The 26,438-nt window shown below is 67.4% G+C and carries 22 protein-coding genes; 12 read left to right on the top strand and 10 right to left on the bottom strand.

Going from position 1 to position 26,438, the window contains the following annotated elements:
- Window positions 1-102: 102 nt before the first annotated feature.
- The 9 genes from RQP53_RS10620 to RQP53_RS10580 all read left to right on the top strand — a co-directional run bounded on the left by RQP53_RS10620 (window position 103) and on the right by RQP53_RS10580 (window position 11,080).
- The gene (locus RQP53_RS10620; RefSeq protein WP_315650280.1) at window positions 103-3,060 is read left to right on the top strand and encodes an esterase/lipase family protein; all 2,958 of its coding nucleotides are present in this window, start codon (window positions 103-105) and stop codon (window positions 3,058-3,060) included.
- An 81-nt stretch (window positions 3,061-3,141) separates the two neighbouring features.
- Window positions 3,142-3,819 (top strand): NF038129 family PEP-CTERM protein, encoded by a 678-nt coding sequence (locus RQP53_RS10615; protein WP_315650279.1) that lies wholly within the window; start codon window positions 3,142-3,144, stop codon window positions 3,817-3,819.
- A 10-nt stretch (window positions 3,820-3,829) separates the two neighbouring features.
- The gene (locus tag RQP53_RS10610) at window positions 3,830-4,186 is read left to right on the top strand and encodes a hypothetical protein (protein WP_315650278.1); all 357 of its coding nucleotides are present in this window, start codon (window positions 3,830-3,832) and stop codon (window positions 4,184-4,186) included.
- A 204-nt stretch (window positions 4,187-4,390) separates the two neighbouring features.
- Window positions 4,391-5,530, top strand: coding sequence for an SGNH/GDSL hydrolase family protein (locus RQP53_RS10605; protein ID WP_315650277.1), 1,140 nt, complete (start codon window positions 4,391-4,393; stop codon window positions 5,528-5,530).
- Window positions 5,531-5,541: 11 nt separating this feature from the next.
- The gene (locus RQP53_RS10600) at window positions 5,542-6,246 is read left to right on the top strand and encodes a hypothetical protein (protein WP_315650276.1); all 705 of its coding nucleotides are present in this window, start codon (window positions 5,542-5,544) and stop codon (window positions 6,244-6,246) included.
- 41 nt (window positions 6,247-6,287) lie between these two features.
- Window positions 6,288-8,696: an apolipoprotein N-acyltransferase gene (gene lnt, locus RQP53_RS10595; protein WP_315650275.1), complete on the top strand. Its 2,409-nt coding sequence runs from the start codon at window positions 6,288-6,290 to the stop codon at window positions 8,694-8,696.
- 47 nt (window positions 8,697-8,743) lie between these two features.
- Window positions 8,744-8,926, top strand: coding sequence for a hypothetical protein (locus RQP53_RS10590; protein ID WP_315650274.1), 183 nt, complete (start codon window positions 8,744-8,746; stop codon window positions 8,924-8,926).
- A 311-nt stretch (window positions 8,927-9,237) separates the two neighbouring features.
- Entirely contained in the window at window positions 9,238-10,041 is an 804-nt protein-coding gene (locus RQP53_RS10585; RefSeq protein WP_315650273.1) for a hypothetical protein, read from the top strand.
- A gap of 304 nt (window positions 10,042-10,345) precedes the next feature.
- Entirely contained in the window at window positions 10,346-11,080 is a 735-nt protein-coding gene (locus tag RQP53_RS10580) for a hypothetical protein (protein ID WP_315650272.1), read from the top strand.
- Between the two features lie 52 nt (window positions 11,081-11,132).
- On the opposite strand, the gene RQP53_RS10575 is transcribed toward RQP53_RS10580, so the two are convergent.
- The 4 genes from RQP53_RS10575 to RQP53_RS10560 all read right to left on the bottom strand — a co-directional run bounded on the left by RQP53_RS10575 (window position 11,133) and on the right by RQP53_RS10560 (window position 13,249).
- Window positions 11,133-11,351 (bottom strand): DUF4287 domain-containing protein, encoded by a 219-nt coding sequence (locus tag RQP53_RS10575; RefSeq protein WP_315650271.1) that lies wholly within the window; start codon window positions 11,349-11,351, stop codon window positions 11,133-11,135.
- A 183-nt stretch (window positions 11,352-11,534) separates the two neighbouring features.
- A complete protein-coding gene (locus tag RQP53_RS10570; protein WP_315650270.1) occupies window positions 11,535-11,972 on the bottom strand; it encodes a hypothetical protein in 438 nt (145 codons plus the stop codon).
- Between the two features lie 57 nt (window positions 11,973-12,029).
- The gene (locus RQP53_RS10565) at window positions 12,030-12,284 is read right to left on the bottom strand and encodes a GNAT family N-acetyltransferase (RefSeq protein WP_315650269.1); all 255 of its coding nucleotides are present in this window, start codon (window positions 12,282-12,284) and stop codon (window positions 12,030-12,032) included.
- 437 nt (window positions 12,285-12,721) lie between these two features.
- Entirely contained in the window at window positions 12,722-13,249 is a 528-nt protein-coding gene (locus RQP53_RS10560) for a nuclear transport factor 2 family protein (RefSeq protein ID WP_315650268.1), read from the bottom strand.
- Between the two features lie 344 nt (window positions 13,250-13,593).
- On the opposite strand from RQP53_RS10560, the gene RQP53_RS10555 reads away from it, so the two are divergent.
- The 3 genes from RQP53_RS10555 to RQP53_RS10545 are packed head-to-tail and all read left to right on the top strand — an operon-like array spanning window position 13,594 to window position 17,908.
- Complete coding sequence (locus RQP53_RS10555) at window positions 13,594-15,747, top strand: DUF1800 domain-containing protein (RefSeq protein WP_315650267.1); 2,154 nt, start codon at window positions 13,594-13,596, stop codon at window positions 15,745-15,747.
- 11 nt (window positions 15,748-15,758) lie between these two features.
- Window positions 15,759-17,087, top strand: coding sequence for a DUF1501 domain-containing protein (locus RQP53_RS10550; RefSeq protein WP_315650266.1), 1,329 nt, complete (start codon window positions 15,759-15,761; stop codon window positions 17,085-17,087).
- Window positions 17,087-17,908 carry an AraC family transcriptional regulator gene (locus RQP53_RS10545; RefSeq protein ID WP_315650265.1) on the top strand — a complete coding sequence of 274 codons (822 nt, stop codon included), beginning with the start codon at window positions 17,087-17,089 and terminating at the stop codon, window positions 17,906-17,908. The genes RQP53_RS10550 and RQP53_RS10545 overlap by 1 nt, the downstream gene beginning before the upstream one ends.
- 395 nt (window positions 17,909-18,303) lie before the next feature.
- Here RQP53_RS10545 and RQP53_RS10540 read toward each other — a convergent pair whose 3' ends face one another.
- From RQP53_RS10540 to RQP53_RS10515, 6 genes are all read right to left on the bottom strand, one after another.
- Window positions 18,304-21,513 (bottom strand): CusA/CzcA family heavy metal efflux RND transporter, encoded by a 3,210-nt coding sequence (locus RQP53_RS10540; RefSeq protein ID WP_315650264.1) that lies wholly within the window; start codon window positions 21,511-21,513, stop codon window positions 18,304-18,306.
- A 10-nt stretch (window positions 21,514-21,523) separates the two neighbouring features.
- Window positions 21,524-22,741 (bottom strand): efflux RND transporter periplasmic adaptor subunit, encoded by a 1,218-nt coding sequence (locus RQP53_RS10535; RefSeq protein WP_315650263.1) that lies wholly within the window; start codon window positions 22,739-22,741, stop codon window positions 21,524-21,526.
- Between the two features lie 14 nt (window positions 22,742-22,755).
- On the bottom strand, window positions 22,756-23,964 hold the full coding sequence (locus tag RQP53_RS10530) for a TolC family protein (protein ID WP_315650262.1): 1,209 nt from the start codon (window positions 23,962-23,964) through the stop codon (window positions 22,756-22,758).
- A 68-nt stretch (window positions 23,965-24,032) separates the two neighbouring features.
- Window positions 24,033-24,422 (bottom strand): cation efflux protein, CzcI family, encoded by a 390-nt coding sequence (czcI, locus tag RQP53_RS10525; RefSeq protein ID WP_315650261.1) that lies wholly within the window; start codon window positions 24,420-24,422, stop codon window positions 24,033-24,035.
- Window positions 24,423-24,553: 131 nt separating this feature from the next.
- Window positions 24,554-25,663 (bottom strand): hypothetical protein, encoded by a 1,110-nt coding sequence (locus RQP53_RS10520; protein ID WP_315650260.1) that lies wholly within the window; start codon window positions 25,661-25,663, stop codon window positions 24,554-24,556.
- The gene (locus RQP53_RS10515; protein WP_315650259.1) at window positions 25,660-26,337 is read right to left on the bottom strand and encodes a hypothetical protein; all 678 of its coding nucleotides are present in this window, start codon (window positions 26,335-26,337) and stop codon (window positions 25,660-25,662) included. Before RQP53_RS10515 ends, RQP53_RS10520 begins: the two co-directional genes overlap by 4 nt.
- Window positions 26,338-26,438: the final 101 nt, after the last annotated feature.

Below are 26,438 nucleotides of genomic sequence, written 5' to 3'. Positions count from 1 at the left end.
CACTGAGGCAGGGGATCGTCGTGGGAACGGGCGCAGCCGCATTGGCGGCAGTGCCCGGCCCATGGAACCGTTGGTTTCCGATCATGCTGGGGAGGCGATCACATGTCTGCTTTGAAACGCCAGGGCTTGGCCCTGCCTGCGCTGCGCATTGCCGCGCTATTGCTTGCCGGCGCCACCGCGGCCTGGCCCAGCTGGGCCGAGGCACCGGCCTTCATCGTCACCGCTGGTGCGCAGGCCAGAACGACGGCCAAGGCGCTGGCGGCCGGTTCGCAGCGCACGCCGCTGGCCGGCCCGGCCGGCTGCCCCGATCAGGGCGGCCTGCTGAACTCGATCACCGTGCCGGTCGGTCAGCCCTTGGAACTGTCGGTACAGCTGGGTTCGCCGGCGCCCAAGGGCGGCGCCACCTTCCAGCTGCGCTCCAACGACCCGTCCGTGGTTGCCGCCGGTGATCCCAAACAGGCCTTTCTGCCCAAGGTCTTCGTGCCCGAGGGCGAACTGCTCAGCAACACCTTCTCCATCTACGGCATCAAGGTCGGCGCCACGCGGCTGGCCCTGATCGGCCTGACCCCAGGCTATGGCTCGACCTCCTTCCCGCTGGGCGCCTGGGACCTGAACCGCGGCGGCGACGACAAGTTCGTCGACGCCAACAACCCGCTGAATCACTGCCGTGCCGCCGATGGCAGCAATGATTTGTCGACCGACCCGAACCGGCTGGCCCAGTGCGGCATCACCGCGAAAGGCATCGCCGCCGATGGCCTGAGCAAGCTGCTCTTGCGCAGCGTCTCCGGCCTGCCGGGCACGATGTGCTACCAGATTACCTCCACGTCCAGCTTCGACCAGGGCAAGGTCACCCAGGCGGTGCTCGGCACCCAGGCCTCGGGCGCGCTGCAGTACGGCTTCAGCTATCTGCAGGCGCCGGAAAGTTTTGGCGATACGGCTGACTCCCGCGAGGTCGAGCTGGAGTTCCGCTTCACGCCCAATATCGGCAATGGCAACACCACCAGCTTCAAGGCCAAGACCCGCATCGTCCGTCCGCCGGTGGTGCTGATCCATGGCGTCTGGAGCAGCGGCAGCGCCTGGGGCAGCGACTACAAGAAGGAAAACGCCTACCGGACCACGGTGCTGGGCGACTATGCGCCGACCAATGGCGCCAGTTTCACGACCAACTACCCGCGCGTGCAGGACTTTGTCAGCCGCGGCCTGAAGGCGGCGCGCGACAAGGGCTTTGCCGTCACCCAGGCCGATGTGATGGGCCACAGCATGGGCGGATTGCTGACCCGGCTCTACGTGGGCGGCGACAAGTTCAAGCGCCCCGACAACTTCGGCCAGGGCGATATCCGACGGCTGATCTCCGTCGACACGCCGCACAGCGGCAGCACCTTCGGCAATCTGGTCGCCGCGCTGCATCAGGCGAATGCGGCCGACGCGGATCGGGCGGTGCAGGCCATCACGAATTTCGCGCCCGCTGGCGGCGCCGTCTGCGACCTGGCCGAGAACAGCCCGGCGTTGGCTGCGCTCAACGGCGGCACCAGCCTCAAGGTCCAGGCGATCACCGGCACCGGCGGCCCGGCCGGCAGCCCGGCCGCACCGGCGCGCTTCTTCGGCGGCGTGCTGGGCATGAAGAGCATCGAGGGCGAGCTGACCCGCAAGGTCTGCCTGAAGCGCGACTGGAAGTTCAGCTGCGTGCAGGAGGCCTATGTGTTCCCGCAGGCCACCGTGGACGCCTTCCGCTTCCGCCAGGCCAATGACATGATCGTCTCGCTGATCAGCCAGCAGGGCGGCAGTTGCAGCGGCGCCGGCCTGGCAGGTTTCAACTTCCCCACCGCCAAGCATTCAGGTCCCAGCCTCATCGACGGCGTGATCAATCTGTCGGCTGCAGCGCAGCGGGCCTACCAGCTGCTCGACGGCCCGGCCAGCGGCTTTGCCGATGGCTTCCCTGGTGTGGCCTCCACGGGCCTGGGCGTGGCCTGCACCGTGCCCGGGCGTGGCGCTGCGCTGGATGCCCAGGATTACAGCGCCCAGTGTGCGCCCGGCGGCCCCTTGAAGCCGGCGGCAGCGCGCTTCGGGCGCAGCAGCATGCTGGCCGTGGGCGGCGCGCGCGCGCGCCAGGACGCCGGCAGCGGCGTCGACACCCGCGTGCAACTGCTGGTGGGCAGCGGCGTGCAGACCGTGCAGCCCGGCCAGACGCTGGCCCTGCGCGTGAACGTTGATGCCAGCCTGCCCTTCACCGACGGCACCATCAGCATCCCCGGCTTTGTCACCCTGCCCGGCGAGCAGTTCGACGCCGGCGGCTTCCAGGCCCACTTCCTCGTACCGCAGGACTATGCCGGCCCGCTGCTGCTGACCCCCAGCATCATCGACAGCAACGGCGGCAGCATCGATGGCCCGCCGGTGCTGCTGGCCGTGCGGCCGGCCAGCGCGCCGCTGCGCCTGAGCTTCGCGCAGAAGAACCAGCGCCTGACGCCGCTGGCCATCGGCACGGTGGAGGCGCTGGCCCTGAGCGGCAGCTATCCCGGCGACATCGTCCGCGATCTCAGCTCCTCGGCCTCGGGCACCAGCTACAGCTCGTCCAACCCGGCCGTCGTCAGCGTCGACAGCGAAGGCCTGCGCCGCGTCAACGGCACCGGCATTGCCGTGATCACCGCCAGCAACAGCGGCCAGCGCGACCATGCGGTGTTCGTCGTCGAGGACAGCGCCGCACCGCTACCGGCCCAGGACCAGAGCGGCCAGCTGAGCATCCAGCAAAGCGGCCTGCGCCTGGACCGCAGCAGCGGCTTCTTCGTGCAGACCATCACCATCGCCAACACCCAGGGCACGCCGCTGCCGGGGCCGTTGTTCCTGCTGCTCAGCGGTCTGCCCAGCGGGGTCGATATGGTCAATGCCTCGGGGCGCAGCCAGCGCGTGCTGCCCGGCTCGCCCTATCTGAGCGTGCCGCTGCTCAGCGATGGCCTGAGCCTGCAGCCCGGCCAGAGCCTGAGCTTCACCGCGCAGTACCTGAACCCGGGGCGGCTGAACTTCAATGTGCTGCCCGCCGTCTGGCGCAGCAGTGTCGGCCCTTGAGCCACTGGCAAGCCGAGCTTGACCCCGTTCGCGCTGCCGCCCCGCGGCAGCGCCTTGCACCCTCTTCCAACGAGCATCTTCATGAGCACAAGCCTTCTTTCCATCTCGCCCCGTCAGCTGGCCCGGCTGGGACTGCGCAGCCTGATCCGCTGCGCTGCTGCGTTGGCCGCCAGCGTCTTGTTGCTGACACCCGCACTGGCCTCGCCAGTGCTGGTCACCATCGACACGCGGCCGCTGCAAGGCCTGGCCGGCTATCTGGCCTTTGACTTCATCGCCGGCAATCCCGGTGGCGGCAACACGGCCAGCATCAGCAGCTTTGCCGGCAACGCCAGCCTCGGCACGGCCAGCAGTTCCGGCGCCGTCAGCGGCAATCTGCAGGCCGGGCCGCTGACGCTCGGCGGCGGCCAGTTCTTCAGCGAATTCCTGCAGCGCATCAGCAGCTTCGGCAGCCAGATCAGCTATGTGCTGGACCTGGCCCCGAACGCGGCCGGCACGGGCCGCCCCGATCAATTCAGCTTCTTCCTGCTCGATGCCGCCCAGGTGCCGATCGACACCGCCGACCCGACCGGCGCCGGTGCGCTGTTCAGCATTGATCTGACCGGCCCCGGCAGTGCGGCGCAGATCTATGCCGCCGCCTCGGCCAGCGTGCGCATCGATCCGCTGGGCACCCCCGGCCTGCCCGAACCGGCCAGCCTGGGCCTGGTGGCGCTGGGCCTGGTGGCGGCGCTGTCACGCCAAGGGCTGGCCTCGCGCCGCTGAAACGCCATTGATGGATGGAGCGGCGATCGCCGTGCTGGCCCTCTGCGTGCTGCAGTTGGCCGGCGCGTGGGCCGTGTTCAGTGGCCGCTCGGTCTTCGCGCGTCGAGCGGCGCTGATCTGCCCCGCCGCCATGCTGGCGCTGGCCCTGCTGCAGCTGGGCGGCTGGGCTTGGCACAAGGAGCGCGGCCCGCTGCTGGCCGTGGAGCAAGCGCTGCTGCTGGCCCTGCTGCTGGCCCTGGCCTTGGCCTTGTTGCAGGGGCGCCGCGGCGGGTCGCCACTCACGCTGGCCGATCGCACGCTCTGGCTGCTCAACAGCACGCTGTGCGCTGCCTTTGTCTATCTGCGCTTCTTCTTCCGCTTGTTCTGAGGGCGTGTGCTCCAAGTCGATGCAGTCCGCGCCTGAGCCGCCGCGATTTGCTGCACCGCACGCGAGGGATTCCCCGGCCGTGGGCGGCAAAACGCAGATGCTAGTCTTCGCTAGCGGGTTTCGATGTGCGATCTGCGCGCAAATGACCTCGAGCGCATCACGCCCACCATGAGCTTTCACCACCTGTCGCCCAAGGAGTCTCCGATGAGTTCAGTCTTTGTCGATCAGAAGCGCCAGGCGCCCTCGCTGCGCCGCCGTTGTGCCGCCCTGATGCGCGGCGCGTTACCGGCGCTCGCCCTGCTGGCCGGGTCCGGCCTGGGCCTGGAAGCTGCGGCCAACACGCTGACGCAAAACGTCTCCTGGACGATTGACCGCCCAGGCACCACGGCCAAGTACCGCGTCGTGGCCTATGGCGATTCGATCTACGCCGGCTACAACGGCTCGACGCTCAATGCCGCCAAATACGCCGCCCCCACCGTCGATGCCGAGTACCTGGCCGCGAAATGGAACGCCAGCATCGAGAGCGTGCGCCGGGCCAAGTCGGGCGCCATCGCCTCCGACGTCTACAACAACAAGATCGTCGCCGAGAAGTCCTATATGCAGGCGGCCTCGACACGGGTCGTGACCTTCGAGATGTGCGGCAACGATGGCCTGCAGGCCCGCTCGGCCTTCAAGAGCCAGAGCGGGACCTGCAACTACAGCGGCATGAACAATGCCGTGGCCGCCTGCAAGACCTATGTGGCCGCGGCCATGGACTACATCAATGCCAACGCCTATCCCGGCGTCAAGCTGAAGGTGATCTCCAATCTGCACTACCCCGGCTATGCGGCCGACAATGTGCAGAGCTCCTGCAAGGACCCTTCCACCGGCGCCAGCGTCAACCTGCAGTCGCTGTTCCTGCCCAAGCTGGCGACGATGAACTACTGGATGTGCGAGTACGCGCGCCAGAAGGGCTTCCAGTGCGCCGACAACTTCGCGCAATACATGGGCGCCGATTACGACAGCAATGGCGACGGCAAGATCGACTCCGACGCGCTGCGTTATGTGGCCGGTGAGAGCGAAACCAGCTATGTGACGCGGATCAGCAGCACGCTGCGCGCGACGATACGCGACGCCAACACCCATTTCGTCTCGGCCAGCAGCAGCTACGACTACATCCAGTCCGACGACACCCACCCGACCTACAACGGCGGCACCGTCAGCGCCGGCCTGTTTGGCGGCACCACCGGCTCGGGCGCCTCGCGCTATCCCAGCATCAGCGGCGGCAAGAACCCGATCTGGAACCAGTACGGCCATGAGCGCATGGGCTGGTCAATCTCGACCTCCAATCCGGCATCGCCCTGAGCCTCGCTGAGATGAAGCAGCCCCCGATCCCGCCGCATCAAGGCCACTGGCGCGCCGCGCCGGGCCCACTGCTGCTAGCGGCGGGGCTGCTGCTCGTCATGGTGTTGGCGCTGCTGCACTGGCTCGGCGCCTTCGACGGCGACGCGAAGCCCGATGGTCCGTCGCCGCTGGTGGCCAGCGCCGCGCCAACGAATCCGCCCGCAACGCAAGCGCCACAAGTCAGCGTCGCCAGCAGCGGGGTGGCCATGGCGCCCCCGACTGCAGCACCGGGCCTGCCGAGCGCGGCCAGCGCACCGCGCATCCAGCGCCAGCGCGATCCTCAGGGCGATCTGACGCCGGATCTGTCGGACTACGTCAACGAAGGCGAGCGCCCCAGCATGGGCGAGGTGATTGCGCGGCTGCACGCGGCCGGCGTTCACACCGGCCTCGGGGCCTTCTCGCCGCCTGGCACCCGCCCCGCGCTGATCGGCCTGGCCGTGCCCGAGGACTTCGCACTGCCGCCGGGCTATGTGCGCCATCACCAGGCCACCGATGACGGCCAACGCATCGAGGCCATTCTGATGTTCGCCCCCGACTACCAGCCGCTGGACGCTGCCGGGCGGCCGCTGCTGCTGCCGGCCAACCGCGTGGTGCCGGCTGAGTTGGCACCGCCGGGCCTGCCGCTGCGCCGCATCGTGCTGCCGCCGCCGCGCGATCAGACCCCCAGCGGCCATTGAATCGCCATCCCTTTGTGCATCGGCTCCTCAGCAGCCGCTGGATGGCCATCGCCGCCAGCGCACTGCTGTGCGGCCTCTATGCCCGTGGCGGCTGGGGCTGGCCGCTGGGCTTTATCGCGCTAGTACCTTGGTTACGCGCCCTCGATCACGAGCGCGCCTGGACCGGCACGCTGCTCAGTGCCTGGGCCATGAGCCTGGCCTACAGCGCCGCGGTATTTGCCTGGTTCGGCCAGGCGATCGGCAGCTACAGCCAGTGGGGTGAGGCGGCCGGCGTTGCCCTGCTGCTGCTCGCGGCGCCGCTGTTCCAGCCGCAGTTCATCGTCTTCGCGCTGCTGCGCCGGCAGGCGCTCAACCACCACGGCCGGGCCTGGGCGGCGCTGGCAGGCGCAGCGGCCTGGGTCGCCAGCGAGGCCCTGCTGCCGCATGTGCTGGGCGACACACTGGGTCATGGCCTCTACCCGGCGCGGCTGCTGCGCCAGGCCGCCGATCTGGGCGGCGCGGCCGGGCTGACCCTCTTGCTGCTGCTCAGCAATGAAGCCTGGACCGCGGTTTTCGCGCAGCGCGCTGCGGGCCAGGCACGCGCGCTGATCCAGCCGCTGCTGCTGGCCGCTGCCATTCCCTTGCTGCTGGCCGGCTATGGGGCCGCGCGCCTGGCCCAGCTGCCGGTGGCCGGCGGCAAGCCCTTGCGCATGGGCCTGGTGCAGTCCGCGATCGTCGACTACGAGGCACTGCGCCGCGAGAAAGGCACAGCCGCCGCCGTCCGTGAGGTGCTGGACACGCACTATGCGATGTCCTACGACGCCGTCGAGCGCCAGCATGTCGATGCGCTGCTGTGGTCAGAAACGGTCTATCCCACCACCTTCGGCCAGCCCAAGAGCGAGACCGGCGCGGAGCTCGATGCCGAGATCCTGGCCATCGTCAAGGCCGCCGGCGTGCCCCTGGTCTTCGGCACCTTTGATCGCGATACGCAAGGCGAGTACAACGCCGCCGCCTTTGTCTCGCCGCAGCGCGGCTTGCTGGGCCTGTACCGCAAGACCCGGCTTTTCCCCTTCAGCGAGCATGTGCCGGCCTGGCTCGACAGCCCCGCGCTGCGCCAGGCCCTGCCCTGGACGGGCCACTGGCGGCCCGGCGATGGCGCCCGCGTCTTCCCCTTGCAACTGGCCGACGGCCGCGAACTGCCGGTACAGCCGCTGATCTGCCTTGATGATGTCGATCCCCAATTGGCCATTGACGGTGCCCGCCTCGGTGCCCAGGCGCTGATGACGATGTCCAACGACAGCTGGTTTGCCGCCAGCGGCCCCGGCGCGGTGCTGCACCATGCGGTGGCAGCGTTTCGCAGCATAGAAACGCGGCTGCCGCAGTTCCGCGTTACCAGCAATGGCTTCAGCGCCATCATCGATGCCAGCGGCGAGATCGTCGCCGGCGCCCGGCAGGGCGAGCGCAGCCTGGTGATTGCGGCCGTGCCACTGCAGGAAGCGCCGCCCACCTTGATGCGCAGCTGGGGCGACTGGGTGGGCCCCACGTCCGCAGCCGCCCTGCTGCTGCTGGCCCTGCTCAGTGCGCTGCAGCGCCACAGTGCCGCAGCGCCGCTGAGCACCGGTCAGGCCCTGCGCTTGCCGGTGCGCGTGGCCCTCTTGCCCCCGGCAGCACGCCTGGCCGCTGCCATCTTGCGCGGCTTTGCCCGCCTGGCCCTGCTGGCTCTGGCGGCGCGCATCATGCTGGGCGACGGCGCACTGCAAAGCAATACCTTGGCCCAGCTGCGCGCCTTCAGCGCCCTCTTTCTCGTGCCCGAGGCAGCAGCCTGGTGCCTGCTGCGTGCCTATGCCGCCGAGCTCGACGTCAGGGACGGCACCCTGCACTTCCACCGCGGCAGGCAAGACCTGACCCTGCCGCTGGCGGAGATCGGCAGCCTGAGCCTCTGGCGCCTGCCACTGCCCGGCCCGGGCCTGGGCCTGCGGCTGCGCTCCTCAGGCCATTGGCGCTACGGTCTGTCCTGCCGCGACCCGCTGGGCCTTGCCGCGGCCTTGCATGCGGCCGGCCGCATCGATTGCAGGAGCGGCATGTTCGTCCAGCGCTATGCACAAGCCAGGCGCCTGCCGCTACCGCACTGGGCGGCCCGCCTGCACAAGCCGGCAGCCAAATTCCTGCTGCTGCCCCTGCTGCTGGCCTTGCCAGCCTTCCGGCTGCACCAGCACATCGCCTACGGCAGCAGCTTCGGCGAGTACTACAGCTTCGGCCTGCTTGCCTATCTGAAAGCATTTGCCCTGTGGTGGGCGGCCTGGATCATCGGCGTGACGCTGTGCGCGGCGGTGTTGCGGGCCGTGGTGGAAGCCCTCACGCTGGCGCTGCTGCGCTTGCACGGCGCTCGCCGCCTGCTCGACACCCTGGCGTTGGCGCTGCTCTACCTCGGTCTGCCGGTCTGGCTGGCGCTGCGCCTGCTCGGCGCATGAGCCCTTGGCGCTGCTGCGTCGCTGAGCGCCCGTGCACCTCGGCGAGCTTGCGAATCGTCCAGGCCCTGGGCATCGTGGATGCGACCGGCAGCGACATAACCGGTCTGGCCGCTGTGCAGCAGCCGCGGCACGCCATCCGCTTGCCACGCTTCAGGGCCGGCCCGGCCGCCATCGCCTGGGCCCGCCGCTTGTTCGGCACCGCGATGACGCCGGTCTGCACCCCAGCCTGATCCGCGCCATACAACCGTTAGCCCAGCCCAGCGCACTGACCCACTGCCCGCTACTGGATGACGCCGACCACCCCGACCGGCACCGCTGCCTGGCCGAAGCTGCGCCACCCTGCCCGCCTCGCGCAGCGGCCTGCTCAACGACGGCAACAACGCCCTGCTGGTCGCCGCCGTCAGCGGCCAGGGCCTCGCCCTCGACCAGCGCTCACTGTGCCCATCCGGCGCTGCGATTACGCGTATACAGTACGCGGCGTAGCGGCAACGGAGCGTAAGGAAGCATGGAACGGGTGGCCAATCGCTCAGCAGCGGCAGACATGACGATGGCCGCCACAGTGAAACACGCGCTCCGCCGTGTCCTCACAAGCGGTTTGACACGGCGCAGCAGCGTCGTCCTGACCGGGCTATGCGTCGGCCTTGCGCTGCAGCTTCCTGGCGCGGTCGTGGCACAGCCTGCAAGACCTTTTGTCTTTGGCACGCCTTCTAGTCCGAGCTCGCCGCTGGGCAAATGGATGCGACAGGTCTACACCGAAGCGCTGCGCCGAATGGGCATGCAGATCGAAGTGGTCGAAGCGCCGCTCAAGCGCCTGGCACTGATGACCCAGAACGGCAGCATTGACGGCGAGTTCAGTCGGACGCCTGCCTACGCTGCCGAACATCCCGAGATGGTCAAGGTGGAAACGTCCTTGCTGTCTGCCGTGTTCAGCTTCTATGCCGTGCGGCCAATGCCGGAGCTCGGCAGCGTAGAAGCCGTGTTGCGCGGGCAGCAACAGGTGATCTATCACCGTGGCGTCGTCGGTTGCGAAAAGCTGCTGCAAGGCAGATTGCCCGCCGAACGGCTAAACGTCGTCACCTCCACTGCCCATGGTCTTGAAATGCTGCGGCTGGGCCGTGCGCAGCTGTTCTGCGAAGTCAGCAGCGAGATGTTCAATGAACGTCTGTCGCACAGCATGTCGGAGCACAAGCAGCTGTACAAGCTCTTCGATGCTGCGCCCCCAGTGCCGCTGAACGCCTACGTCCTTGCCAAGCACGCCGACTTCGCCGTGCGACTGGGCACGACGCTCAAGCAGATGAAGGCCGAAGGGCTTGTCGATCGCTACCTGAGGGAAGCGCTGCAATAGCTGCGCGCGGGCCTGTGCGTCCTGCGCCCGCGCACCGAGTGTTGGGTCGAAACCCAGTCTGACTTGCGGCATGCAAAGGCGCAGTTGAAGCGCGAACAACGCACAAGCTGGTCGCCAGACAGGCTATGGTTCGGTCCGCGCCTTTGCGCCGTCAGGATGCTGCGAAACTGCTGCCCACGCTGTCCTGTCGTCAGCATGGACACCATCCGGACCACCGTGGTCCTACCCGCTTCGCCCCGCCACAATGATTCCAGGAACTTTCATGCGTCACCGGATCGCTGCTCTTGTTTGCGCCGCCCTGCCAATGCTCACAGCCACGGCACACAGCGCTGAACTGATTGCCACCGAGATCGTCGTGCGTGCCAAGGCACGCGACGGCAAGTTCATCGGCTCGTCGGTCGGCGGTGCCTGGGTGCGCATCAAGGATGCCGACAGCGGCAAGCTGCTGGCCGAGGGGCTGACCGAGGGCGGCACCGGCAATACCGAGCTGATCATGAGCACGCCGCGTGAGCGCTACAAGCCGATCGCCGATGCCGGTACGGCAGCCTTCAAGGCCAGCCTGCCACTGGAGCGCCCGCAGTTGCTGACGATTGAAGTGCTGGCGCCCTATATCAAGCGCCAGGCGCGCACGTTGTCGCAGACGCAGACCTGGCTGGTGCCCGGCAAGCCGATCAGCGGCGACGGGCTGGTGGTCGAGATCCCCGGCATGATCGTCGATCTGCAAAGCCCGGGCACGCATGGCTACATCCCGCTGGCCCAGGCGCCGTATGAGATCCGCGCCAATGTGGTGATGATGTGCGGTTGCATCATCACGCCCGGCGGCATCTGGGATGGTCAGAAGCTCGAGGTCAGCGCACTGATCAACAAGGACGGACGGCCCTATCAGAGTGTGCCGCTGCAGATGGGCAGCACCATGAACAGCTTTGCCGCCAAGTTCCAACCGGATTCGCCGGGCAACTACCACGTCACCGTCTACGCCTACGATCCCAAGACCGGCAATACCGGCGTGGACCAGACGGCGTTTGTGGTCACGAAATAAGCCGCGCCGGCGGGGCAAAATCAGCCCGCGCTTGTCGGTTTGCCCTCGCCCTTCAGCCCTTGGCCTTTTGCGCCAGCACATGGGCGACGATGGCATTGGCATGTCCATGCCCCATGCCGTGCTCGCCCTTCAGCCAGGCGACCATTTCCATGTGCTTCATGCCGTCCAGGCCGCTGACCAGCGTCAGCCAGTGGGCGATAGGCTGGCCGTACTTCTTTTCGATCGAGGGAAAGTAGGAGGCCGGGCCCTTGATCTTCTCTGTGTCGCTCATGTTGGTGGATGCTCCTTGAACGCGCGTCAGGCGGCAAGCGGCCAGGCTACGCCTGCCCCACCGCTCGCGGGCGCTTTTGAGTGTCGAGACCTGGAGCATGTCACAGGCACGCACGTCGCGCGGACAGGAAAGCCAGCGGTACGGAGCAAGGAAAAGCTCATTCAATCGGGCCAGTGCCGCGGATCAGCAGGCTTCGGGTTCATCGCCTGCAGCGCCACGCCAGGCACGCAGCGCCATGGCGAGCAGCAAGCTGGCCAAGGGCGCCGCAGCGCTCCAGACCATCAGCTGCTCGTGCGTCGCCGGCCGCGGAAACTGTGCGAAGGCGGTCGCTATGGTGGCCATGCCGGTCAGGAGCAGCACCAGCAGCCAGGAGAGGCGTCGCGCCAGCAGACAGGCGATCGCCGAGCCCAGGCCGAAGGACAGTGCCCGGATGATCGCGTCAGCGCGCCAGAAGGAGCTGACGCCCGCAATCAGCACCACGCCGCTGGACGAGTCTCCCGGCCCATCGAAGAGCCAGACCGGCGTGATGGCGCCGAGCAGCACTTGCGTGCCCAGCGATACCAGCAGGGCCAGCACGGTGACGAAGGCGGTGCTGCAGGTGAAGTGCATCCGACGGTTCATGGCGTTTCTGGCGCGGTGTCCAATACGGTTGTACCAATGTGGCGCAGCGGGCCAGGGTCACGCCAGCCGCTTGGCGCAGACACGGTTCTCATGCGTTTCGCCTTCGAACTCGAACTGCAGGAGCCCATGGTCGGCGTAGCCACGGCGCTGATAGAAGGCCCGCGCACGGAGCTTGTGCACCCAGGAGCTCAGCCACAGCACCGAGACACCTTGCGCTGCCGCAGCCTGCTCGGCCCGTGCCAGCAGCTGGCTGCCCACACCGGAGCCGGTGAAAGGCGCCTGCACATACGAGCGCAGCAGCTCGGCCGGCACACCTTCTGGCGCGAGCTCATGGCATGCCCGAGCCCGAGCTGCGCCAAGCCGACCAGATGCCCGTTCAGCTCGGCCACCAGCAGGAGCTGGTTCGGGTCTCCCAGCTGCTCGGCGAAGGCCTCTCTGAATAGCTGGAGAGCACCTCGCGTGCCAGGGCCGGGCGTATACCGTCGGTGGCATAGGTGTCGAGAATAGGTGTCGAGAAAGACCTGCATGGCCAGCACGGCGAGGCACAGCGCATCCTCGTGGCATGCGCTGCGCAGTTGAAGGCCCTCTGTCGAGCGCGTTGTCATGGTGCTACGGTCGGCTGCGGATCGGGGCCGATTGTTGCATCGGCCCCAGCCGCACCGATGAAGCGCCGACGTTCAACATCTGCCCGTTGATCTGGCCTCCAACGGGCTGGCCATGTTGAGCCGCGCCGCTTCGCTATGCAGTGCTCACTTGGTGGCGCCCGCCAGCCGCGCTGCCTCGACATAGCCCTGCAGATCGCCCATCTCCAGATGCTCGATCACCTGGCCGCCCTGCACCTGCAGCGCAATCACGATCGGCGTGCGGCTGCGCACCGCAGGCGTTCCGGGCGGCGCAAAGCTCCAGTCCGAGACACCGACGAAGACCGCCTGCTGGCCGGCGAAGAAGCTGCGTTCCAGCTTGAACTCATGCGTCTCGATGTAGGGGTAGACCTGGCGGAGGTACTGCGTCAGGCGCGGCTTGCCGGCCTGGTCCAGCGTGCCGAAGACCAGCGCGGCCGTGGTGTCGCGAAACTGGATCTGCTCGGCCATCAGCGGTTCCAGCTGCGCCCAGTCCTTGCGCAGATAGGCCTGGAAGTAGCGCTCGGCGATGTCGCGGGTCTGTGCCGAAGCCTGGGTGTAGCGCGGCGGCGAGTCCTTGGACGCCTCCGTCGGCGCGGCGATGGCGGCACTGGTGGAGAGGGCAAGGCACAGGAGGGCGTGGGCGAAGCTTTGCATGCTCGGGAGGGCGAAGTAGCTGAGGTCCACCACTGTGCGCCAGGGCCAGCGGATCGCGCGGAGCTGTGTGACGAAGCGCCCCAACGCTGAGCGCAGCCGCCAGGCCCGGCGCTCTCGGCACAGGCCGACACAGCAGCTTGCAATTGCTTGCGATTGCAGATTTCGGCCAATGCGATGCTGGCCGGGCGACACAAATTGACCCCCGGCCAAATTTTGTCGCTCAGCGCTGCCAGCCTCTGTCCATTGCCACGCTGCCGTGGCGACACAAACGCGGCAGCCCCGGCAGGCAGGCCAGGCGGCACGGAGCTTGCTGCGGTCCACGGGCTCATGTCACGGAGACATCCATGCCGAACACGAATCTCACCCACATGCTCAGGGCAGTGACCCTGAGTCTGGCGGGCACGCTGGGCGCCGGCCCGCTGCTGGCCCAGGGCATCACCGTCTACAGCGGCGGCAGCCTGCCCATCGCCACGAGCCGGCAGCTGACCGCCTATGTGCCGTTGTCGCCCAACACGGTCAGCTGGTCGGTCAATGGCATCGCGGGCGGCAATGCCGTGGTGGGCACGGTGTCCGATCGCGGGCTGTACACGGCGCCCACCAGCATTCCCTCGCCCAGCGAGGTGACGGTGCGCGCCACCAGCACCGCCTACCCGGCACAGTCCGGCGCGATCACACTGGCGATCACGCAGGTGCAGCCCCGGCTGTGGAGCCTGAGCCCGGCCACGGCGCCGATCGGCAGCTTCACGATCACGCTCAATGGCGCGGCCTTCCCGGCCAACCCGGCCGTGCGCATCGGCGATCTGCAGGCCAGCGTCACCCGGCTGTCGGCCACGCAGCTGCGCGCCACGGCCATGGCGCCGCAGGCCTGGCTGGGCCAGACGCAGCGGGTGCAGGTCTGGGCCACCGGCCCTGGCGCGATCGGCTCGGACGTGGTGAACCTGAGCTTCACGGCCGCCACGCCGACGCCGACGCCGACACCGACGCCGACACCGACACCGACACCGACACCGACACCGACACCTACCCCCACTCCGACCCCGACGCCCACGCCGATCCCCGGCCCCGGCCAGGGCACGGCCAATCTGGCCGCCGCCCGGTTTCTGGAGCAGGCCAGCTTCGGGCCGAATGCAGGCACGGTCGCGCGGCTGCAAAACCTGGGCATCGAGGCCTGGCTCGGCGAGCAGTTCGGCATGCCGGAAACGGCCATCGCGCTGCCGGCGGACAACAGCAATGCCGGCGTGGCCGCGCAAATGCTCAACCGGCTCAGCGATGCGCCCGACCAGCTGCGCCAGCGCGTCGCCTATGCGCTGGCCCAGGTGCTGGTGATCTCGGCCAACAAGAACATCTACGCCAATGAGCTGGTGCCACATCTGCGCCTGCTGAGCCGCCAGGCCTTCGGCAACTACCGCACGCTGCTGGAGGCGCTGGCACGCAGCCCGCAGATGGGCAAGTACCTGGACCTGGCCAATAGCAACAAGCCGCTGGGCGGTTCGGCGGCGAACGAGAACTTTGCCCGCGAGCTGATGCAGCTGTTCACGATCGGCCTGGTGCAGCTGAACGCCGATGGCACGCAGCGGCTGGACCTCGCCGGACGCCCGCAGCCGATCTACGACCAGGCCACGCTGCAGCAGGTGGCGCTGGCGCTGACCGGCTGGACCTACGCCGGCAGCGGCAACAACAACTGGGAGAACTTCAACGCCGATCTGGTCAGCCGCGAGATCAACCATGAGCAGCGTGCCAAGCGCTTCCTGGGCTGCACGCTGCCGGCCAATCAGGGCGTCGAGGCCGATCTGCGCAGCACGCTGGACTGCCTGTTCCAGCACCCCAACACGCCGCCCTTTGTTGCGCAGCGGCTGATCCGCCAGCTGGTCAAGAGCAACCCGAGCCCGGCCTATGTGCAGCGCGTTGCCCAGGTCTTCATCAACAACGGCAGCGGCCAGCGCGGCGACCTGCGCGCCGTCGTGCGCGCCATCCTGATCGATGCCGAGGCGCGCAATGATGCCGCCGGCCCGAACGACGGCCGCCTGCGCGACCCGTTGCAACACCTAACTGCCACGCTGCGCGCACTCAATGGCGGCTTCCAGCCCGGCAACAACCTGGCCTGGGAGATCGGCCGCACCGGCCAGCCGCCGCTGACCCCGCCCTCGGTCTTCGGTTTCTATTCGCAGCTGTTCAGGCTGCCGCAGACCAGCCTCGCCGCGCCCGAGTTCCAGATCTACACGCCCACCGAGGCCACGCTTCGCGGCAATCTGTTCTGGTCGCTGCTGACGCAGCCCGGCGCCAATCTGCGCGTCAATCTGCAGCCCTTCATGGCCGTGGCCGCGGACACGACGGCGCTGATCAATGCCGTCGACCAGGCGCTGCTGTGGGGCCGCATGCCCACTGCCATGCGCCAGAGCCTGGCCAACGCGATCAATGCCCAGCCGGACGCCACGCAGCGCGTGCACACGGCGCTTTACCTGACGCTGCTGTCCGGACAGCACGCCATCCAACACTGAAGGGGCCTTCCATGGATCGCAACACCACCCGCCGCGCCCTGCTGCGCGCCGCCTGCGCGCTGACCGCCGCCCCCGCCCTGCCCGCCATGGGCCAGACCAGCGAGGACTACCGCGCCCTGGTCTGTGTCTTCCTGGCCGGCGGCTGTGATGGCCACAACCTGCTGGTGCCGCAGGAACCCACGGCCTATGCAGCCTACCGCCAGATCCGTGGCGGCCTGGCCCTGCCCGACCAATCGGCCGGCCTGCTGCCGATCAGCACCCGTGACGGTGTGCCCTACGCACTCAACTCGGGGCTGCAGGCGATCCACCCGCTGTGGGCGCAGGGCCGGCTCGCGCTCATCGCCAATCTCGGGCCGCTGCTGGCGCCGACCACGCGCGCCCAGGTGCTGGCCGGCACGGCCACCTTGCCGGCCAATCTGTTCTCGCACTCGGACCAGATGCTGCAGACCCAGGCCGGCAACGGCAGTGGCGGCGGCACCGGCTGGGGCGGACGCAGCGCCGACGCGCTGCTGGCGCGCAATGGCAGCGCGCGCTTCCCGGCGGCGATCTCGATGGCCGGTGGCGCGCTGTTCGCCAGCGGCGCGCAGGTGCCCAGCGCCAGCCTGATCCCGGGCTTCAATCTCGACGTCAGCGGCATGAGCACCTGGCCGGCCAGCGCCAGCGCCGCGCGCAGCCAGGCGCTCAACGAGATCCTGGCGCTGGACGGCGGCGTGCGCCTGATCCAGGCGGCCAACCAGGTGCGGCGCGACGCGCTGAGCCTGGGCACGCTGCTGCGCAACAGCGGCAATGGCAGCGTGAACACGGTCTTTCCCGGCACCGATCTGGGTCGCCAGCTGCAGCAGGTGGCGCGCATCATCGCGCTGCGCGGCACCGTGGGCGTCAAGCGCCAGGTCTTCTTCGTCCAGCTGGGCGGCTTCGACACGCACAGCAACCAGAGCTGGCAGCACTGGGACCTGCTGCGCCAGCTCGGCGAGGCGCTGGCCGCTTTCCACGCCGCAACGGTCGAGCTGGGCGTGGCCTCGCTGGTGACCAGCTTCACACAGAGCGAGTTCGGCCGCTCGCTGCAGCCCAGCGGCTCGGGCACCGACCATGGCTGGGGCAATCACCATCTGATCCTCGGTGGCGCCGTGCGCGGCACCCAGGTCTATGGCCGTTTCCCGACACCGGCGCTCGGCGGCAGCGACGACTTCGGCAGCCGCGGCGTGCTGATCCCCAGCACCTCGCTGGAGCAGTTCGGCGCCACGCTGGCGCGCTGGTTCGGGCTGGACAACCCGGCCCTGAATGCGGCCTTTCCGGCACTGGCGGCCTTCAGCCCACAGGATCTAGGATTCATGTCCTGATGATGGCCAGCCGCACCCAGCTCCTGCCGCCCAGCGCGGCCCTGGCGCCCTTTGTTCAAGCGATTGCGGTGCGGCGCCCCTCTGCCCACGGCCCGGCCCTGCCGGCGCTGCAATGCTTCCCGGCCAATGGCCTGGGTGCACTGACCGTGCTGCACCGCGGCGACTGGGTCGACGCCGACACGCGCCGGCCCATGGCCGAACTGGAACTGGCGGGCCCGCGCCTGCAGCCAGCGCGCCGCAGCTATGGCAACGACCCGGCCATCACCACCGTGCTGCTGCGCCCCGGTGTGCTCAGCTGGCTGTTCAACAGCCCGGCGAGCCACTGGGTGAACCAACGCTTCGCGCTCGCCGAGGTGCTGGGCAGTGGCGTCGCCCGCGCGCTGATGAGCCGGCTGCGCGAGGCCAGCAGCACGGCTGCTGAGGTCTGGCTGATCGAGCAGCAGCTGCATGCGTGGATCGAGCAGGCGCAGACGCGCCTGCCCTGGCAAGCGCCACCGCAGATTCCCACGCAAGCCGCCTGCGTAAGGGACTGGGCCGGCTGCACTGACGCCAGCGTCAGACAGTTGCAACGCCGCATCACGGACACGCTGGGTCTGCCGCCCAAGGCGCAGCTGCGCATGGCGCGCCTGCATCACAGCCTGGCCCAGCTGTCACAAGGCCGCAGCCTGGCCGAGATTGCCGAGCGCTGCGGCTTCAGCCATGCCGGCCATCTGGTCCGCGAGTTCCGCGCACTCACAGGCCTGAGCCCCGCCGCGGTGCGGCGCGATCTGGCCAGGCACGAGGGGCTGCCGTGGCTGGCTTTGAACGCGCAGGCCAGCTAAGGAAGGCCTGCATAAGTCGGCGTGGGCCGTGGTTGAGAGAAAAGGGGCGGCCCTACAGCAGTGATTTCAGGCGCGCTGCGAAGGTCGGGCTGGTGGCCCGACAGCCGAGCAGCGCAACGCCCGTGGGGGCCCATTTTCTCTCAACCCGCAGGGCAAGCACCAGCCAAAACCCTGCCGGTGTTGCGAGACTTGCGCAGGCCACCAGCCTGAGCTGCGTCTCACGCCTTGGCAGGCCATGGCTGGTGCTTGCCACGGCCCACGCCGACTTATGCAGACCTTCCCTAACAGTCTGCTGAAGCGCCCAGTTGCCTCACCGATCGGTGCTCGGCTGGCCACACCGCTTGGCTGATCAGGCGCAGCGGGCAACAAGCCCCAGGGCAGGCTGCCCCATCGCTTCAGCCTGCGGCGAGCCCCTTACCCGCAGGCGCAGGATCCTCGGCCGCCTCTGCCTTCCCGGCGTCCTGCCTGTGTGCCCATCGATACAGGATGGGCAGCAGCAGCAGCGTCAGTGCTGTCGAAGACAGGATGCCGCCAATGACCACGGTGGCCAAAGGCTGCTGCACCTCGGCGCCGGTGCCAGTGGCCAAGGCCATGGGCACGAAGCCGAGCGACGCGACCAGGGCCGTCATCAACACGGGTCTCAGCCGGCTCAGCGCCCCTTCATTCACCGCCTCATCGAGGCTGCGGCCTTCCTCTCTCAAGCTTCGGATGAATGACAGCATCACCAAGCCGTTCAGCACCGCCACGCCAGAGAGCGCAATGAAACCCACCGCCGCAGAGATGGACAGTGGGATGCCGCGCATCCAGAGCGCCAGGATGCCGCCGGTCAACGCGAACGGGATGCCCGTGAAGACCAGCAGCCCGTCTTTCACATTGCCGAACATTGCGAACAGCAGCACAAAGACCATCAGCAGCGACAGTGGCACGACGATCTGCAGGCGCTGGGCCGCCGACTGCAGCTGCTCGAAGCTGCCGCCCCAGCTTGTCCAGTAAGCCGCGGGCACCTTGACCTTCTGCTCAATGGTGGCCTGGGCTTCGGCGACAAAGGAACCGAGGTCTCGACCAGTGACATTGGCACTGACGACGATGCGCCGCTTGCCGTTCTCTCGCGACACCTGGTTTGGGCCAGGCGCAACGTCCAGCGTGGCCACCTCCGATAGCGGCACATAGCCGACACGGCCTTCAATGCGACCGTCACCGCGCCCCTTGGGCAGCGGCACCGGCAGCCGTCGCAAGGCCTCCAGGTCTTGCCGCTGTGCATCGGGCAGCCGCACCAGGATGTTGAAGCGCCGGTCGCCCTGGAAGAAGGTGCCGGCCTCGCGGCCGCCAATGGCGGTGGCCACGGCATCCTGGACCTCGGTCATGTTCAAGCCATAGCGGGTGGCCTTGGCGCGGTCGATGTTGACCGTGAGCATAGGCAGGCCCGTGGTCTGCTCGACCTTGACCTCCGTCGCACCGGGAACGCTTTGCAGCACCTGTGCAAGCCGATTGGCGGTCTCGTTCAGAACGTCATTGTCGTCGCCGAATAGCTTGACGGCGACATCGGAGCGAACGCCGGAGATGAGTTCGTTGAACCTCAGCTGTATCGGCTGCGAGAACTCATAGTTGTTCCCCGGCACCTTGTCCGCTTCTGCGCGGATGGCTGCCAGCAGTTCATCGCGTGTCTTGCGCGGCTCGGGCCATTGGTCCATCGGCTTGAGCATGAGGTAGCCGTCCGAGATGTTGGGCGGCATCGGATCGGCCGCGATCTCCGCCGTGCCGATGCGCGCAAAAACGCGCTCAATCTCGGGGAACTTGGCCATCAGCTGGGTTTCGAGTTGCTTCTGCATCTCGACCGATTGCGTCAGGCTGGTGCCCGGGATTCGCAGGGCCTGGATCGCGAAGTCGCCCTCGTTGAGATGGGGCACAAACTCGGAGCCGAGCCTGCTTGCCACGGCCGCACAGAAGACCACCAGGACGGCTGCTGCCGTCAGCACGACGGGCGCGTTGGCCATCGAACTTGCGAGCAAGGGCTGGTAGCGCGCTTGCGCCCACTGCATCAGCCAGTTTTCCTTCTCGGCCACGCGCTTGCCCATGAAGAGCGCCACAGCGGCCGGCACGAAGCTCACCGACAGCAGCATGGCGCCCAGCAGGGCCAGCAGCACCGTGTAGGCCATCGGATGGAACATCTTCCCTTCGACACCGGTGAGCGCCAGGATGGGGATGTAGACCACCATGATGATGAGCTGTCCGAACAGCAGGGGCCGGCGAGCCTCACGGGCCGCGGCGAACACCTCTTGGAAGCGTTCGGTGCGTGTCAATGCCCGGCCCTGCAGCTCATGGGCTTTGGCCTGAGCATGCGCCAAGCGCCGCACGCAGTTCTCGACGATCACGACCGCACCGTCGACGATGATGCCGAAGTCCAGCGCGCCCAGGCTCATCAGGTTGGCGCTGATGCCCATCCTTACCATGCCGGTGAAAGTGAACAGCATCGACAGCGGAATCACCATCGCCGTGATGAGCGCAGCGCGGATGTTGCCAAGGAACAGGAACAGCACGGCGACCACCAGCGCAGCACCCTCGATGAGGTTGCTCTGCACGGTGCGCACCGCCTTGTCGACCAGGATCGTGCGGTCGTAGACCGTCACCGCCTTCACGCCCGCGGGCAAGGTCTTGTTGATCGATGCCATCTGCTTGTCGACAGCGCGCGCGACCTTGCGGCTGTTCTCGCCCATCAGCATGAAGACGGTGCCGAGCACGACCTCCTTGCCGTTCTCGGTGGCCGCGCCAGTTCGAAGCTCGCGACCCAGCTCGACATCCGCGATGTCCCGGACCCGAATCGCTTGCTCCAGGGCCGTGCCGATGATGATGTCGCGGATGTCGTCGATCGACTTGACCTGACCTGGCGCGCGCACCAGGTACTGCTCGCCCTGCCGCTCGATATAGCCGGCGCCCTGGCTGGCGTTGTTCTTCTCCAGCGCGTTGACGACGTCGGCCAGGCTCAGACCAAAGGCCGACAGGCGTTCCAGGTTCGGCGCGACGACGTACTGCTTCTCGAAGCCGCCGATGGAGTTGATGTCGGTGACGCCAGGAACCAGACGCAGCTGCGGCTTGATGACCCAGTCCTGAATCTCGCGCAAGTCCGTCGAGGTGTAGGGCGAGCCGTCGGCCTTCTTGGCATTGGGCTCGGCCTCCACCGTCCACAGGTAGATTTCTCCAAGGCCGGTGGAAATGGGTCCCATTGAAGGCGTGACACCGTCAGGCAGGCGGCTCCGTGCCTCCTGGATGCGCTGATTCACCAGCTGCCGCGCAAAGTAGATGTCGGTGCCGTCCTTGAAGATGATCGTCACTTGGGAGAGCCCGTAGCGCGAAAGCGAGCGAGTCTGCTCCAGACCGGGCAGACCGGCCATGACCGTCTCGATGGGGAAGCTCACGCGCTGCTCGGTCTCCAGCGGCGAATAGCCGGGCGCATGGGTGTTGACCACGACCTGCACATTCGAGATGTCGGCCACGGCATCGACGGGCAGCCTGGTGTAGCTGTAGACGCCGAGCAGCGCCATGCCAAGCACCGCCAGCATGACAAGCCAGCGCTGCTCGATGCAGAAGCGGATGATGCGTTCAAACATGGTGCCCCCTTCAATGCTCATGCTCGGCGCCGGCTTTGCCCAGCTCCGACTTCAGGACAAAGGCATTGACCGTGGCGACCTTGTCACCGGCCTTCAGGCCTTGCAGGACTTCGACAGACTTGCCATCGGCGCGCCCGGTTTTCACGGGCATGGGCTGGAAGCCTCCAGGCACGGCCTTGAACACCATGCTCTGCTTCTCGATGGTCTGGATGGCCTCAGCCGGGACGGCAATGGGCACCTGCTGCTCGGCACCGAGCACACTGACGGTCACGAAGAGCCCGGGGCGCCAAGCCCCCTGGGGGTTGGCCAGGGTGACGCGGGCGCGGGCCGTGCGTGTCTGTTCGCCCAGCAGCGAGCCGACGTAGGAAATCGCGCCTTGGACCCGCTCCTCGAAGGCCGAGGAGGAGACGATGACTTTCTGGCCCACACGCACCACGGCCAGGTCCTTGGGTGCCACCGCGAATTCCGCCCACACCGAGCTGAGGTCGGAGACGGTGAAGATGCTGGCATCTTCCCGCACCGCTTCGCCGCGCGACAGGTGTTTCTCAACCACCGTGCCATCGAACGGTGCCTTGACCTCGAAACGGTTCAGGCTGGAGGTCGAGGCGCTGGCGCCGATGGCAGCGAGTTTCTGCCGCGCGTTGTCGACGGTGATGGCGGCCTCGCGCAGCGCGGACTGGGCTTGCAGATAGTCCTGCTCGGCGGAAATCTTCTCCTGCCAGAGCTTCTTCTCGCGCTCGTAGGTCGCAAGTGCCGCTTCCTGTCGGCGCTGCGCCGTCAGCAGTTCGCTGCGCTGTTCCGAGAGCGAGGTGCTGGCGATCACCGCCAGCACCTGGCCGGCACGCACCTGCTGACCGAGATTGGCCGTCACCCCCTCCGCCACGCCGGCAAGGCGCGGCACGACGTGGGCGGTGCGGTCGTCGTTGAAGCGGATTTCGCCGGAGAAGTCGCTCGCCGCCTGCAGGGCAGTGCTGCCAGCCGAGGCCACGGCAACGCCCGCCGTCTTCTGCTGTTCGGCACTGAGCTTGATGACGCGCTCCTGCTCGTGTCCCGCGTCAGGCTGACCAGGATCGCCCTTGCCATGCGGCTTGCTTTCGTCTTCATGCGTGTGCCCTTGGTCTGGGGCCGGGGCTGTCCCCCGGCCGCTCCAGAGCACGGCGCCGCTGGCGATGAGGCCCGCCGCGACAAGCGCGGCCATGAGAGTCTTCTGCTGCTTCGTGATCGTCATGTCAGTGTCCCCATTCAACGGCCGGTGATGCGGTCAATGGTGGCTGCCGCCTGGTAGGCGGTGGCCAGGGTGTTCAGGTAGCGGGAGCGTGCTTGCAGCAAGCTGCGCTGCGCGTCGATGACGTCGAGGAAGCCGAACTTGCCGGCGTCGAAGCCCTTGCTCGCGGTCTCGTAAGCCTCCTGCGCAGACGGGAGCACCATGCCCTGCAAGGTCTGCAATGAGGCGCTCGCAACCGTCAGGCGGTTCGAAGCGTCCTGCAATTCGCCGAGCATGCGAAGCCTGGCAAGCTGCAGTTCGTCCTGCGCCTTGTCGGCGCGGCGCGAGGCCTCCAGGATGGCGCCCTGGTTGCGGTCGAAGAACGGCAGGGGGATGGAGAAGCCCAGGACGGCCTGCATGCGCCCGGCCGAAGCGTCCCGCTTGGCGCCAAGGCTGAGCGTCAGGTCTGGGCTTGCCTTGCTCTTCTCGACGTTCACCAAGGCCGCGCGACGCTCGGCTTCCAGCCGCCCGATCAGGAGCGCGGGAGAGTTTTCGAGCTGCGAGACCAGCTCGGAGAACGCGGGGCGACTGGGCAGCGTCCGGGCATCGCCCTGCACCGTGTCAAAGCTCGGAGCACCGTCGCCGATCAGCGTCGCCAGCATGAACCGCGCGGTCTGCCACTCGGACCTGGCCTCGGCAAGCTCCAGCTGGGCGTTGGCAAAGTCCACCCGGGCGCGTGTTGCCTCGACGGGCGAGACCTTGCCGGCCGCGACACGTTTCCCCACCGCGTCCGCTGCGCGGGCGGCGATGTCTGTCGAGCTTTCTGCAAGCTTCATCCGCTCCTGAGCCACCAGCACGCCAAAGAAGGCGTTGATGACGCCGGAGCGAACTTCGGCGCGGACCTTGCTCAGTTCGGCAGCAGCCACGCTGACGGCCCGTTCCGCCGCCGTGACCCGGGCCGCGCGCTTGCCGCCAAGCTCCAGGGGAATGTCGACGGTGACGGTGGTCGTCCGGCTCTCTCTTCGGGTGTCCTCGACCGTCATGCCGAGCTCCGGGTTGCGCCAGGCAGCAGCCTGACCGACGGCAGCGCCCGCAGCGTCGACCTCCTTGGCCGCGGCAGCGATGGCCGGGCTTCGGGAGGTCGCCTGTTCTAGCGCGAGTTCAAGGGTAAGCGTGGTTTGTGCCCACAGGGGCACGGGGCTGAGGCAGGCGGCCGCCAGCCCGAGCGGCAAAAGGAGTTTTCTCATCGAATCTCATCGGTTGAAACCTTCGGATTCGGCGAGACGGAACGGTGGGGGTTCAGGCGTCTCGCCGGCTAGGCGAGACGGGGCCACTGTGGGCGGTCAGGGGTGCGCTGCGGCACCGAGGCGGGCTTGGCATTGCCGAGCACGGCAGGCGCAGCCGCGTTGCGCTGCAATGGCGGCAGCAGATCGAGCTGCAACAGGGCCGTGGCGGACGGCGCGTGGCAGAAGCTGCAATCGAGGTCGATCAGCAGCTTGGCGCCGCCAGGCTTGGCGCCCGGATCCTGCGCCGAATCGGCAGCCGCCTTCTCATGCGGCTCGGCATTGGCATGAACATGGCTGTGATGCCCAAAATGCCGGCCCGCCTGCAGGCCGGTCTCATGCTCGCAGTAGCGCGCCGCCACGCCCCAGGAGAGCTGGAGCGGCAGCAGCAGGGCAATGAGGAGGGCGATCAAGAACTTCATGCGAGCCGCGATTATCACCGCGCTCGTCGGTAGCGCTCGACAGCGTGCATGAAGCAATGCAGCAAGGCCCGCGCATGCCCGTTGACCGCACGAGGATGGTCCTCGGCCTAAAGCAGGTGGTCGAGACGGGCCTACAAGAACGAGAAGCCAAAGCCGGCGCTGATACCACCGGGCAATGATTGCGGTACGCCGCTGCCGCGGCAAAGAAAGGGTTTGTTGAGCGCGTAGTGGTAGAGATCAAAATCACCGAAGACGACAAACCGAATCGCAGTGTCTCGCTGCGCACCGCCCTGCGCAGCGGCAGCCGGGGCCTCCAACTCGCAGGCCAGCTGGGCAGCCCGCTGCATTTTGGCTTTGACGGCATCCAAATCCAGTGATGGCAGCGCGACCTGGACCTCGATCAAGGCCTCGACCGCGAGCTTCATCGTCGCCTCGCCCTCGCCAACGATCAGCTCGCCCGGATGCGAGATGCCGGCCTGAAGGACGACCAGTCCGAGTTTCTCCAGCGCTGCTCTGAACTGCGGCCGCGCGGGCGTCGAAGCGGACGCAGGCGCAGCGTCTTCAGTGCCGCCGTTGTAAAAGGAAGAGAAGATGAAGGCGGATACCAAGGCTGGATTCGATCGGCTGCTTTTGAACAGCGGCGACATCACCGGGATCGCCTTGGTGTACTGAACCGCTACGCCGGCCAGCACTGCGGCGGCAATGATGGCCAGCAAGGCCTTGGCTTCCCTTGATCCCTCAGCCGCGCCGTCGCTTTCCTGAGCGTGCCCGGCCCGCACCAGCAGTGCATAGTCGATCAATGAGTATTGCCCCTTCGAAAGGGTCAGCTGCGTGAGCGGGAGGAAGAGCAGAAAGTACGGAAGCAGCAAGTTCTCCGGCGCCAGCATGCCCGACATATCGGACAGCTGTGCGGCAGTGACGAGAACATACGCACACAGCAGCAGCCAGCGCACCAGCAGTTGCTCGGCGCCGGCCGCCGATCCATCCAGATTCAAATGATGAAGGCACAAGGCATTCTTGACACGGAGCGGCAAGCGACGCTGCAGCCACAGCAAGCCCCCCAAGATCAGAAAGAGCAGCACGATCCAAGCGCCTGAGGCTGCATCAGGCTGGCTGAATGCGCCGCGCAGCAAGCCCACAATGAATACCGCCAGCTCGATCGCAAACGTCAGGCCGAAAGCGGCCATGACAAGGGCATAGAGCAGGACAGCCTTGAGAAAACCTCTGAGGTAGCCCATCACTTCCCCAGCCGCTCCAGCACCAGCTGGCGGTAACGCACGGTGAATAGTCCCGCGATCGCGATCAGCAGGATCTGGCGCCAGTATTGCGTGATGAAAAGGACACGCCCATCGGCAATGGCGAGCTTGCGGGCCTGTCGGCTGACGCCGTCCAGCGTGACGCCGAGCTCGGTTTCGTCGCTGAAGTGGCCCAGCGCGGTGGCAATCAACACCTTGCCCTGGCCGACCTTGGCCTTCATGCTGATTGAGGCGTAGCCGTAGGTGCGCAGCACCTCCTTGTCTATCGTCGCCTCGATGGGCTCCGAGAATCGGATCTCGGGGTCTGCCGCGTAGGGAATGATCTCGATACGACTCAGGGTCTTCTCGTGCAGGCCGCCAGGGATGCGGATATTCAGCAAGCTGCAGTCGCCACCAAGGCTCGCTGAGTTGGCGACTCCCGAGGCAGCAGCAACGGGCGGGCAAGCCACCTTGTCAATATAGAAAGCGGGACCTTCGTTCTGCCCCAGCACGGCCTCCTTCGCCCGATCCATGCCCGGCGATACAAGCGCAATGAGCCCGATCGAGAGCAGCGACTCGAATGAATAACGCTTCAAGAAGGCCAGGCTTGCCGGCAGCAACTGGGTCTTGCTGGCAGCGTCAACGGTCACGGCGGGCTTGGCTGTCGGTTTCTTCTTCACAGAACCTCCCTGCTGAGGATGCCGGATCATCGCGGCCCCATCGCCGAAGCGCAATTCCTTCCCAGGGCCGACGCACTCTGCCCTGATCAAGGCGCAAGTCC

The sequence above is a fragment of the Roseateles aquae genome (assembly GCF_032337115.1).
GTDB classification, from domain to species: domain Bacteria; phylum Pseudomonadota; class Gammaproteobacteria; order Burkholderiales; family Burkholderiaceae_C; genus Roseateles_C; species Roseateles_C aquae.
The sequence above is the reverse complement of the archived record's forward strand: the minus strand, read 5'-3'. Positions and strand labels throughout refer to the sequence as shown.

Coding starts and splice junctions, on each gene's coding strand:
- RQP53_RS10620 (WP_315650280.1), top strand. CDS start 103: ATGTCTGCTTTGAAACGCCAGGGCTTGGCCCTGCCTGCGCTGCGCATT.
- RQP53_RS10615 (WP_315650279.1), top strand. CDS start 3,142: ATGAGCACAAGCCTTCTTTCCATCTCGCCCCGTCAGCTGGCCCGGCTG.
- RQP53_RS10610 (WP_315650278.1), top strand. CDS start 3,830: ATGGATGGAGCGGCGATCGCCGTGCTGGCCCTCTGCGTGCTGCAGTTG.
- RQP53_RS10605 (WP_315650277.1), top strand. CDS start 4,391: ATGAGTTCAGTCTTTGTCGATCAGAAGCGCCAGGCGCCCTCGCTGCGC.
- RQP53_RS10600 (WP_315650276.1), top strand. CDS start 5,542: ATGAAGCAGCCCCCGATCCCGCCGCATCAAGGCCACTGGCGCGCCGCG.
- lnt (WP_315650275.1), top strand. CDS start 6,288: ATGGCCATCGCCGCCAGCGCACTGCTGTGCGGCCTCTATGCCCGTGGC.
- RQP53_RS10585 (WP_315650273.1), top strand. CDS start 9,238: ATGACGATGGCCGCCACAGTGAAACACGCGCTCCGCCGTGTCCTCACA.
- RQP53_RS10580 (WP_315650272.1), top strand. CDS start 10,346: ATGCTCACAGCCACGGCACACAGCGCTGAACTGATTGCCACCGAGATC.
- RQP53_RS10575 (WP_315650271.1), bottom strand. CDS start 11,351: ATGAGCGACACAGAGAAGATCAAGGGCCCGGCCTCCTACTTTCCCTCG.
- RQP53_RS10570 (WP_315650270.1), bottom strand. CDS start 11,972: ATGAACCGTCGGATGCACTTCACCTGCAGCACCGCCTTCGTCACCGTG.
- RQP53_RS10560 (WP_315650268.1), bottom strand. CDS start 13,249: ATGCAAAGCTTCGCCCACGCCCTCCTGTGCCTTGCCCTCTCCACCAGT.
- RQP53_RS10555 (WP_315650267.1), top strand. CDS start 13,594: ATGCCGAACACGAATCTCACCCACATGCTCAGGGCAGTGACCCTGAGT.
- RQP53_RS10550 (WP_315650266.1), top strand. CDS start 15,759: ATGGATCGCAACACCACCCGCCGCGCCCTGCTGCGCGCCGCCTGCGCG.
- RQP53_RS10545 (WP_315650265.1), top strand. CDS start 17,087: ATGATGGCCAGCCGCACCCAGCTCCTGCCGCCCAGCGCGGCCCTGGCG.
- RQP53_RS10540 (WP_315650264.1), bottom strand. CDS start 21,513: ATGTTTGAACGCATCATCCGCTTCTGCATCGAGCAGCGCTGGCTTGTC.
- RQP53_RS10535 (WP_315650263.1), bottom strand. CDS start 22,741: ATGACGATCACGAAGCAGCAGAAGACTCTCATGGCCGCGCTTGTCGCG.
- RQP53_RS10530 (WP_315650262.1), bottom strand. CDS start 23,964: ATGAGAAAACTCCTTTTGCCGCTCGGGCTGGCGGCCGCCTGCCTCAGC.
- czcI (WP_315650261.1), bottom strand. CDS start 24,422: ATGAAGTTCTTGATCGCCCTCCTCATTGCCCTGCTGCTGCCGCTCCAG.